The sequence below is a fragment of the Campylobacter concisus genome (assembly GCF_902460545.1).
Lineage (GTDB): Bacteria > Campylobacterota > Campylobacteria > Campylobacterales > Campylobacteraceae > Campylobacter_A > Campylobacter_A concisus_AE.
Map to the genome: position 1 here is coordinate 142628 of NZ_CABPUE010000002.1, position 10984 is coordinate 153611.

At 40.6% G+C, this 10984-nt stretch carries 9 protein-coding genes and 1 pseudogene; all 10 read left to right on the forward strand.

Features of this window, described 5'->3' with window-relative positions:
* Positions 1–179 precede the first annotated feature (179 nt).
* Positions 180–2189 (forward strand): TonB-dependent receptor domain-containing protein, encoded by a 2010-nt coding sequence (locus FZ949_RS02425; RefSeq protein ID WP_148790089.1) that lies wholly within the window; start codon positions 180–182, stop codon positions 2187–2189.
* A 127-nt stretch (positions 2190–2316) separates the two neighbouring features.
* Positions 2317–3663: an FAD-dependent oxidoreductase gene (locus FZ949_RS02430; protein WP_107952806.1), complete on the forward strand. Its 1347-nt coding sequence runs from the start codon at positions 2317–2319 to the stop codon at positions 3661–3663.
* A gap of 38 nt (positions 3664–3701) precedes the next feature.
* Positions 3702–4379 (forward strand): DUF4272 domain-containing protein, encoded by a 678-nt coding sequence (locus tag FZ949_RS02435; protein WP_234401468.1) that lies wholly within the window; start codon positions 3702–3704, stop codon positions 4377–4379.
* Positions 4380–4424: 45 nt separating this feature from the next.
* Positions 4425–5483, forward strand: coding sequence for an NAD-dependent epimerase (locus FZ949_RS02440; RefSeq protein ID WP_103580009.1), 1059 nt, complete (start codon positions 4425–4427; stop codon positions 5481–5483).
* A gap of 9 nt (positions 5484–5492) precedes the next feature.
* Positions 5493–6071, forward strand: a complete 579-nt coding sequence (locus FZ949_RS02445; protein WP_103580008.1) for a DNA-3-methyladenine glycosylase I — start codon at positions 5493–5495, stop codon at positions 6069–6071.
* A pseudogene (locus FZ949_RS02450) lies at positions 6071–6918 on the forward strand (DNA ligase). The gene FZ949_RS02445 and the pseudogene FZ949_RS02450 overlap by 1 nt, the downstream one beginning before the upstream one ends.
* 80 nt (positions 6919–6998) lie before the next feature.
* Positions 6999–7982 (forward strand): UDP-glucose 4-epimerase GalE, encoded by a 984-nt coding sequence (galE, locus tag FZ949_RS02455; protein WP_103580007.1) that lies wholly within the window; start codon positions 6999–7001, stop codon positions 7980–7982.
* A gap of 8 nt (positions 7983–7990) precedes the next feature.
* A complete protein-coding gene (locus FZ949_RS02460) occupies positions 7991–9313 on the forward strand; it encodes a UDP-glucose dehydrogenase family protein (protein ID WP_103580006.1) in 1323 nt (440 codons plus the stop codon).
* Positions 9310–9747, forward strand: coding sequence for an ecotin family protein (locus tag FZ949_RS02465; protein ID WP_103580005.1), 438 nt, complete (start codon positions 9310–9312; stop codon positions 9745–9747). The genes FZ949_RS02460 and FZ949_RS02465 overlap by 4 nt, the downstream gene beginning before the upstream one ends.
* Entirely contained in the window at positions 9748–10980 is a 1233-nt protein-coding gene (locus FZ949_RS02470; protein WP_103580004.1) for a nucleotide sugar dehydrogenase, read from the forward strand. It begins immediately after the preceding gene.
* Positions 10981–10984 lie beyond the last annotated feature (4 nt).

A 10984-nucleotide genomic window follows, 5' to 3' on the forward strand; every position in this document is an offset into this window, starting at 1 on the left:
GTCCTTTATATCAGAATTTAATTAAATTAATGGACAATTAAAAATTTAAAAATAATTTATATTTTTGTCTAAAAACCCGAAAATTCATCCAAAATTTATATTTAAAATTATAATATTCAATCTCAAAATTATGCTATAAAATTAAAATAGTAATTTTAATAACCAAATTAGGAGAAAATATGAGATTTAAAAGCTTATTTAAACTCTCTCTTGCGGCAAGCATAGCAGTTTGTGCAAATGGGGCAGACGAGAGCGTATTAAGCGGAGTTGAGGTAACAAGTAGCAGTGGCGGATACGGCGTTGATGACATCAAAATTTCAACTAGAAATGCTAGCCTAGTAAAAGACGTGATGAGAGATATTCCTGGCATTTATGTAGGCGGAACGAACGGCATGAATCAAAAAATTTATATGAGGGGCGTTAGCGATCGCGGTCTAAATATCACGGTAGATGGCGCAAAACAAAACGGAAATACATTTCACCACAACGCCGACTTGCTGATCGATCCAGATCTTATAAAAGCAGTCGATGTCGAGGTTGGCTCAAGATCAGTGGTAAATGGCTCAGGCGCACTTGGCGGTTCGGTCGCCTTTAAAACGGTTGATGCAAAAGACTTGCTAGAAAGTGGTGAGATCATCGGCGCAAAAATCAAAACGGGCTACGCCTCAAATAACAGCGAATTTTCGCAAGGTCTTATGATCTTTACCGCACCTATTGAAGGGCTTGATTTTATAGCCGCTATTAATCACAAGGGCTACGACTACGGCAAAAGCGGCAACAAAAGAAAGATAGGCGGCGACGGAAACGACCTTAGCTATCTTTTAAAGCTTGGTTACAGCTTCCTTGACGCGCATAGGATTTCTATCTCAAGAGAGCACAATGAATTTAAGGGCATGTATCCGATGAGAGCCGAGTTTGGCAGCTGGTATACTGGTCAATTTCCTGTTGATAACCGAAAATATGAACGTGATACTACAACGCTAAAATACGAGTACAAACCAAGCAATCTTCTAAATTTAGATGTAACGGTATACAATACCGAGCATAAAAAAGATGACCCGGTCTTAAAAATTTTAGGCGTAAAAACAAACGGTATAAATGCAAAGGCTAAGAGTATAGTCGAGACCGGCACTTTGACGCAGACGCTTAGATACGGCGCTGAGTTTTACCAAAGTAAAAATTTCAACAAACCAGACAATCATTACCCAGAAAAGGTAAATAACTACTCTATCTACGCAGAAGATGCGCTAAATTTTAGCTCACTAACCGTTACTCCTGGTATCAGATACACTCATCACGAGCTAAAAAGCTACGATGGTAGAGCCGGAAATGTAAAGAGCTACACTTATAAATACAATGAATTTACCCCAGCACTTGCACTTGATTATGAGATACTTAAAGGTCTTAACGCTTTTGCAAGCTATGCAAGAGTCTTTAGAGGGCCTGATGTCATGGAGTCTATGTATGCTAGTAGAGCAAAAAATTTTGAAGCAAATAAAGATCTAAAAGCAACGACTGGTAATAGCTATGAAACTGGTCTTAAATATCATGGCGATATAAGCGAAGCTAGCTCATATAGCCTCTCTGCAAAATACTTCATGACAAAATATAAAAACTTAATCGTAGATAATGGCTCTTATGTGACTGGAACGCCGCCAAATAGAATAACTATATCCAGACGTATAAACGCTGGTGGAGCTGATATAAGTGGCGTCGAGCTACTTGCAAGGCTAAATTTAGACGCACTAAGCCTAGCTGCTAGCTACACTCATCAAAATGTAAAATATAAAGATAGGGTTGCTAAGGCAAGTGGCGGCTACTACACCTCAAACATCATCGGCTACCGCGATCAGGGCGATAAATACACATTTAACGCAGAGTACGCATTTTCTAGCATCGATACGCTAATAGGCTACAACCTAATCTACTTCGCTTCAAAAAATACCATATCAGCTGGCGATAGTGAAAATGCCAAGATACCAAGCTATGCAGTTAGCGACATCTATGCTAGCTATACGCCAAGTAGCGGCAAATTTAAAGGGCTAGAGATAAATGCTGGAATTTACAACCTCTTTAATAAAACTTATGCTTCGCAGTCTCAAAGAATGGCTGATTATACAGGCAATCCAGACTATGTAGACTGGGAGCCGGGTAGAAATTTCAAAGTAAACGTATCTTATAAATTTTAACTTCAAGGCAAGGTGAGAGCCTTGCCAAATTTCTCTTTTATATAAAAATTCTAGCTTTTTTCACTATGCTGTTTGTTTTAAAATTAATATAGTATCATTTTGGCGACTAAACTTTTTGGGAGAAAAAATGAGGCAGAAGCACTTTGAAGTGGTAATTGTCGGAGCAGGCATTAGTGGGACGGCGCTCTTTTATGAGTTGGCTGCATTTAGTGATATAAAAAAGGTCGCACTTTTAGAAAAATATGACGGCGTAGCTACTCTAAATTCAAACGGCAAAGGCAACTCACAAACCATTCATTGTGGCGATATCGAGACAAACTACACACTAGAAAAAGCAAAAAAAGTCTCTCGTGTGGCAAATATGCCAGTAAAATATGCTCTAAAATACAATCTTGATGGCAAATATATGTTCGCTCATCAAAAGATGGCACTAGCTATCGGAGATGCCGAAGTAGAGTGCATGAAAGAGAGATATGAGAGTTTTAAAGAGCTTTTTCCTTATCTTGAAATTTATGACAAAGAGAAGTTAAAACAAATCGAGCCAAACGTCGTTTTTGACGCAAATGGCAATGAGAGGCCAGAAAACATCATCGCCATAGGCACGCAAAATGGGCAGTTTACGACGATGGACTTTGGTGGCTTAGCAAACTCACTTGTGCAAAATGCGCTAAATTTAGGCGGAGATGGCTACGAGATCAGTCTAAACTCAGAAGTAACTGATATAAAAAAGGCGGGTGATACATTTCACATAAAGATAAATGATGGCGAAGTGATCACTGCAAACTACGTCGTAGTAGATGCTGGAGGGCATTCGCTATTTTTAGCTCACAAGATGGGTTATGGGCTTCATCTTAGCACGCTGCCCGTTGCTGGAAGCTTTTATTTCGCAAAAAAACGCCTGCTAAATGGCAAAGTTTATATGGTGCAAAACGATAAGCTACCATTTGCCGCTCTTCACGGCGATCCAGATATCCTAGCTAATGGAAACACCCGCTTTGGCCCAACAGCTCTTGTCATACCAAAACTAGAGAGATACCACGGCTGTTCAAGCTTTTTTGACTTTTGTAAATGCCTAAAATTTGATAAAAATGTCTTTGAAGTCTTTACAAATCTCTTAAAAGATAGCGACATCAGATCTTATATTTTAAGAAATTTCTTATTTGAAGTGCCATTTATCAATAAAAAAGAATTTGTAAAAGATGCTAGAAAGATCGTACCAAGCCTAAGTGAAAATGACCTAAGCTATGCTATAAATTTTGGCGGCGTAAGACCGCAAGTTATCGACCGTAATAAAAAGTGCCTTGAGCTTGGCGAGGGCAAGATAAGCACAGGCGAGGGCATAAGTTTTAATATGACTCCAAGCCCTGGGGCTACGAGTTGCTTTGAAATAGCAAGAACTGATATGATCGAAGCCTGTAAATTTTTAGGTAAAAATTTTAACGAAGAGAAATTTAACGCTGAGTTTTTTGGGTAAAAATGGGAGTGTTTGATATTTTTAAAAAGGGTGCGGATATGCCAAAAACAGCGCAACAAAGAAAAGATGAGAGTATAAAAATTTTAAAAAAAGAGGGTGTGGCTGTGCTTGAGAGTCTACCACTAAGGTATGACAATAGTGAAGTTACGCCAAGAAGCGTTGATGAGATCATTGCTCGTGCGGTTTGCTCATTTACAGCGATCATGTGCGCTTGCACTATCCGCGACAATGGCCACTTAAGTGAAGATGAGATAGCTTGGGCTAAAGACTTTTTGGGCGATTTTTATGATGATCTAAGTGTAAAAGAAAAAGAGGTCGTAGAGGGCAGAGCCGATATAAATTTGGCCGTAAATATGGGCTGGAAGTATGAGTCGCTTTGGATCTTGCTTTGGGCGCTTGGCATAGCTAAAGATATCGGTGAGATGGATAAAATTTGTGACTGCGAGTTTGTGATGAATGTTTTTAGAGAGGGTGGGCTCAAAAACCGCTCAAAACTGCGCAGTTTGGATGAAATTTTAAGCAAACTTGACCTAGTTTATCGTTATCACTGGGCGTGTGTAAATGCTAGGATAAATGGTAAAAAGGTTGCTGGACTTGACGAAGAGGTCGTTATGGAAAGACGTGCAGGGCTTGAGTGGTTATGTTGCAAAGGTTGGAAAAATGACGACTTAAGAGCTGAATTTAACGCTTGGGACTACCCTGATCTAAATACGTAAATTTACATTTTTGCACTAAAATAAGCCAAAAATGAAAGGAAAAATATGAAAATTTTAGTAACTGGAACAGCTGGATTTATAGGATTTCATCTTGCTAATGCCCTTGTGGCACGTGGCGATGAGGTTGTTGGGTATGACGTGATAAATGACTATTACGACGTAAATTTAAAGCTTGCACGCCTAAAAACGGCTGGCTTTGATGTTAGTGAGATAGATTATGGTAAGCTGATCGCCTCAAAGACGCATCCTAATTTAAAATTTATAAAAGCCGACCTCGCTGATGAAAAGACAATGAAAGAGCTTTTTAGCAAAGAAAAATTTGACGTAGTGGTAAATTTAGCCGCACAAGCTGGCGTTCGCTACTCGTTAATAAACCCAAAAGCTTACATAGATAGCAACATCACAGGCTTTGTGAATATCCTAGAGTGTTGCCGCCACAATGAGATCAAAAATTTAGTCTATGCAAGCTCTAGCTCGGTTTATGGACTAAATGAGAACATGCCATTTTCTACGCACGAGGCGGTAAATCACCCTATAAGTCTCTACGCAGCGACCAAAAAGAGCAACGAGATGATGGCGCACACTTATAGTCATCTATTTAATGTGCCAACGACTGGACTTCGCTTTTTTACGGTGTATGGACCATGGGGACGCCCTGATATGGCGCTATTTTTGTTTGTTGATGCAGCGCTTAAAGATAAAACCATTGATGTCTTTAACTACGGCAAGATGAAGCGTGACTTTACCTACGTGGACGACATTGTAAAGGGCATCATAAAATGCATCGACAACCCTGCTAAGCCAAATCCAGCTTGGGATGCGAAGCACCCAGACCCTGCCACTTCAAAAGCGCCGTTTAAGGTCTATAATATCGGCAACAACAGCCCAGTCGAGCTCATGGACTACATAAAGGCGGTTGAGATAAAGATAGGCCGTGAGATTAAGAAAAATTTCCTCCCACTTCAAGCAGGCGACGTGCCGGCAACATTTGCTGATGTGAGCGATTTGGTGGCTGACTTTGACTACAAGCCAAATACAAAAGTAAACGACGGCGTGGCCAAATTTGTCGAGTGGTATTGCGAGTTTTACGGAGTTAAAATTTAAGGAAAGCAAATGAGGCGATGTGAATGGGCAAAAGGCGAGCTTGATATAGCTTACCACGATAACGAGTGGGGCAAAGTCGTAAAAGATGATAGAAAATTTTTTGAAATGATAGTTCTGGAAGGCTTTCAGGCTGGACTTTCGTGGCATGGAGTGCTTCAAAAAAGAGAGGCTATGAGAGAGGCGTTTGACGGCTTTGATCCAGAGAAGATCAAATTTTACGGTGAGGATGAAATAGCGAAATTTATGCAAAATGAGAGGTTGATTCGCAACAGATTAAAACTAAAATCGCTTTCTGCAAACGCCTTTGCATTTTTATCAGTAACCAAAGAATTTGGCAGCTTTTATAACTATTTGTGGGGGTATTTGCTAAGAAAATTTGATCCCAAATTTGACGGCAAGCAGATCATAAATCACTATCAAGATATCAAACAAGTGCCAGCCACTACGCCTATGTCAGACTTTGTGGCAAAGGAGCTAAAAAAGCGAGGGTTTAAATTTTTAGGCTCTGTTAGCACCTATGCATTTTTGCAAAGTGTGGGCGTTGTAGATGATCATATGGATTATTGTTTTTGCAAGGCAAAAGCTTGATTAGAATAATTTTTGCGGTTTTACTCCTTTTAAATTTTGCATTTTCTCTTGATTTGCTGCGCCTTAGTGAGTATAAAGATCAAAATGTCAGTGGCTGGCTAGCTAGCGAGAAACTTGATGGCGTGCGTGCCTACTGGGACGGAGAGAATTTGCTCTAAGACAGGGCAAAAAGCTGAATACACCGCGAAGTTTTACTAAAAATTTCCCAAAATTTGCACTCGATGGCGAGCTTTACGCAAAGGAACTTAAGTTTGAAGAAATTCAAGCGACCGTGATGGATAAGCTACCCAATGAAAAAGCTTGGCAGAGGTTAAAATTTCATATTTTTGATGTGCCAGAGGCAAGTGGTGGCTTGCTTGATAGGCTTGAAGTTCTGGCTAAATTTCTAAAAAATGAGCCAAATGAAAATTTGATCATCATAAAACAGATAAAAATGCGTGATAACGCTCAATTTTTAAAATTTACAGAGGACATTATTGCAAAAGGCGGAGAGGGAGCAGTCGTGCGTGACCCAAATACGCCGTACGAGCGAAAAAGAAGCAAAAATGCACTGAAATTTAAAAAATTTAAAGATGCCGAGTGCAAAATAATCGCTATAAATAAAGGTAGCGGTAAATATTCAAAAGCTGCTGGCTCGCTTACTTGCAAGGCGCTTGGCGGCAAAGATAAAGAAGAAAAAGCTGGCGAGCCAAAACCTGGCACTATCTTTAAAATAGGCTCAGGACTAAGCGATGAAAAGCGCCGAAATCCCCCAAAGATAGGCTCCATCATCACATATAAATTTCAAAATTTAACAGCCAATGGCAAGCCAAGATTTCCAATATTTTTAAGGGTTAGAGAAGATTAAAATTTATTCAAAAGCCTTGCTTTACTTTTGCTTTACCCTATTTTTGATAAAATTAACCACTTTTTACGAAAGGCTTAAACTTGAAAATTTTAGTAACAGGTGGTGCTGGATACATCGGCAGCCACGTAGTAAAAGCACTTTTAAGGCAAGGTAAAGATGAGATAACCATCATCGATAATCTCTGCAAAGGCTCACAAAAAGCACTTGAGGCACTTCAAAAAATCGGAAATTTTAAATTTATAAACGCAAATCTAGAAGATGACCTAAGTGAAATTTTTGCTAATGGCAAATTTGATGCGATCATCCATTTTGCAGCGTTTATAGAGGTTTTTGAGAGTATGAGTGAGCCACTAAAATACTATCTAAACAACACCGCAAACGTCGCAAGGGTGCTAAGATACGCAAAAGCTTACAATGTAAATAAATTTATATTTAGCTCAACTGCCGCAGTTTATGGCGAGCCAGACGTGGCGGAGGTGAGCGAAACAACGCCTACAAACCCGATAAATCCATACGGCAGAAGTAAGCTTATGAGCGAGCAGATCATTAAAGATTACGCCGCTTCAAATGAAAATTTTAAATTTGCGATTTTACGCTACTTTAACGTAGCAGGCGCAGACGAAGAGGGGCTGATCGGTCAAAACTATCCAAATGCCACGCACCTTATCAAAGTAGCTGTGCAAACTATACTTGGCAAGCGCGAGAGTATGGGCATCTTTGGCGATGACTACGCGACAAAAGATGGTACATGTGTAAGAGACTACATTCACGTTAGTGACCTAGCAGACGCTCACATAAGAGCGCTAGAGTATATCGGTCAAAATGGAAGTGAAACTTTTAACGTGGGATACGGCAGAGGATTTAGCGTAAAAGAGGTCATCGAGACCGCAAAAGAGGTGAGTGGGGTAAATTTTAAGGTGCTAAATGCGCCAAGAAGGGACGGCGACCCAGCTATTCTTATCTCAAACGCAAGCAAACTGCGCTCGCTAACAAGCTGGAAGCCAAAAAGAGATGATCTAGCTCTCATCATAAAAACCGCCCTTGAGTGGGAAAAGAAAATTTAAGGATAAGCATGAAAGTAGCTGTGATTGGAACTGGATATGTTGGGCTAGTAAGTGGCGCATGCTTTGCTAAGATGGGCAATAGCGTGATCTGTGTCGATGTCGATAGCAAAAAGATCGAGGCACTAAAAAACGGCGTCGTACCGATATATGAGCCAGGGCTTGCTGATATCGTAAGTGAGTGCTACAAAAATGGCTCGCTTAAATTTAGTACGCAGATAGCTGAGGCGCTGGAGCATGTGGATGTGCTATTTATCGCAGTTGGTACGCCTATGGGCGCTGATGGACAGGCGGATTTAAAATATGTGCTTTCAGTTGCTAAATCTATCGGAGAAAATTTAAGCAAACCGCTAATCGTAGTTGATAAATCAACCGTTCCAGTGGGCACTGGAGCTAAGGTGCACGAGGTGATCGAGACTGAGCTTAAAAAGAGAAATGTAGAGGTTAAATTTGAAGTCGTTTCAAACCCAGAGTTTTTAAAAGAGGGCGCTGCGGTTGAGGATTTTTTAAAGCCAGATCGCGTGGTTATCGGAGCTAGTAGTGAGTGGGGCTTTAGCGTGATGAGAGAGCTTTATGAGCCATTTATGAAAAATCACGACAGGCTCATTTGTATGGATGTAAAGTCAGCCGAGATGACAAAATACGCTGCAAATTCGATGCTGGCAACCAAAATAAGCTTTATAAACGAGATAGCAAATATCTGCGAACGCGTGGGCGCTGATGTAAATTTAGTAAGAAAAGGTATCGGCAGCGACTCGAGGATCGGATATAGCTTCATCTATCCTGGCTGCGGATACGGCGGCAGCTGCTTTCCAAAAGACGTCGAGGCGCTTATATACACCGCTAGACAAAACGGATTTGAGCCAGAGCTTTTAAACGCGGTCGAGTCAAGAAATAAGGCTCAAAAAAGAGTGCTATTTAATAAAATTTATAACTTCTTTGGCGGCGATCTAAAGGGCAAGACGATTGCGCTTTGGGGGCTTGCGTTTAAGCCAAACACAGACGATATGCGCGAAGCTAGCTCGCTAACTTTGATAAAACTTTTAGACGAAGCTGGCGCAAAAGTGGTGGCGTATGATCCAAAATCAAGCGAAGAAGCTAAAAAATATATGCCAAATTTAGATGTAAAATATGCTAAAAATAAATATGACGCTCTTAATGGCGCCGATGCTATGGTGCTTGTAACCGAGTGGAGCGAGTTTAGATCACCTGATTTTATGGAGATCAAAGAGAGGCTAAAAAATGCCGTTATATTTGACGGACGTAACCAATACAACGCTAAAATTTTAGCTGAGCATGGATTTAAGTATTTTCAAATCGGAGTAAAGGCATGAGAAAAATTTTACTTTTTATCGCAGCTTGCATGCTTCCCTTTGCACTTTTGGCAGGCGAAAATGCGACTAAAACCGAGGAAAATATTTTTGAGCTACCTATCTCAAAGATGCCGCCTGATTATTTTAAATACGAAGTCGCGTTTTTTAAAGAAATAGAAATCGACTGCAACTTCGCCTTTTTACTCGGCGGAAAGCTTGAACAAAAAGAGGACGCACGCGGGATTTATTACGAATTTAGCGGCGGGGATGAGCTGGCGCAAACGATGATGCTCTGCAAGGACGGAAAGAAAAAGAGGCGGGTTTATTATGAGCTCACTAAAATTTTACCAGGCGTTAGCCCTATTAGAATCATAACTCCAAAAGGTGTAAGTGCGGAAATAAGAATGTATGAACGCGTAAAAAAGATAGAAGCAAAAAAAGAAAGGAAAAAGTAAATGAAAATAGCAGTAGTAGGACTTGGATATGTGGGACTTCCACTAGCAGCAGCTTTTAGTGAAAAGTACGAAGTAGTCGGCTTTGACGTAAATGCAAAACGTATAGAAGAGCTTAAAAGTGGCTATGACAGAACGCTTGAGCTTAGCAACGAGCAGATGAAAAAAGCGATCGATAATGGCATGAAATTTAGTCTAAATTTAGATGACATCAGAAGTTGCAACTTCTTCATCGTAACCGTCCCAACTCCGATAGATAAGAACAAACGCCCTGATCTAACTCCAGTGGTAAAAGCGACTGAGAGCGTGGCAAAAGTGCTTAAAAAAGGCGACATTGTTGTCTATGAAAGCACCGTTTATCCAGGCGTTACAGAAGAAATTTGCGTGCCACTTCTTGAAAAGAGTGGGCTTAAATTTAACAAAGACTTCTTCTGCGGCTACTCTCCAGAGCGCATAAACCCAGGCGACAAAGAGCACACAGTGACAAAGATCAAAAAGATCACAAGTGGCTCAACTCCAGAGATCGCTGAGAAGGTCGATGAAATTTACCGCTCTATCATCACAGCTGGCACTCACAAAGCTTCAAGCATCAAAGTAGCCGAGGCCGCAAAGGTTATCGAAAACACCCAACGCGACATCAACATCGCCTTTATAAACGAGCTTGCGATGCTCTTTGAAAAGCTTCACATAAACACTATCGACGTGCTTGAGGCTGCAGGTACGAAGTGGAATTTCTTAAATTTCCGCCCAGGACTAGTTGGCGGTCACTGCATCGGCGTAGATCCATACTACCTCACTCACAAAGCTCAAGAGGTAGGCTACAACCCTGAAATGATCCTAGCAGGTCGCCGTATAAACGATGATATGGGCAGATACGCAGCTGATCAGGTTATAAAACTAATGATAAGAAAAGGTGTGCTTATCAACAAAGCCCGCGTGCTTGTTCTTGGTATGACATTTAAAGAAAACTGCCCAGATATAAGAAATTCTCGCGTTATAGACGTGGTTGATGAGCTAAAAGACTTTGGCTGCAAGGTCGATGTGACCGATCCTTGGGCTGATAGTGCTGAGGTAAAACACGAGTACGGCTTTGATCTAGTGAAAGAGTATAACCTAGATGACTATGACTGCATAGTGATCGCCGTAGCTCACAATGAGTTTAAAAAGCTAAATTTAAAAGGCCATTTAGTTTACGATATAAAAAATATCTACCCAGAGGCTGACGCTAGGCTGTAAGGAA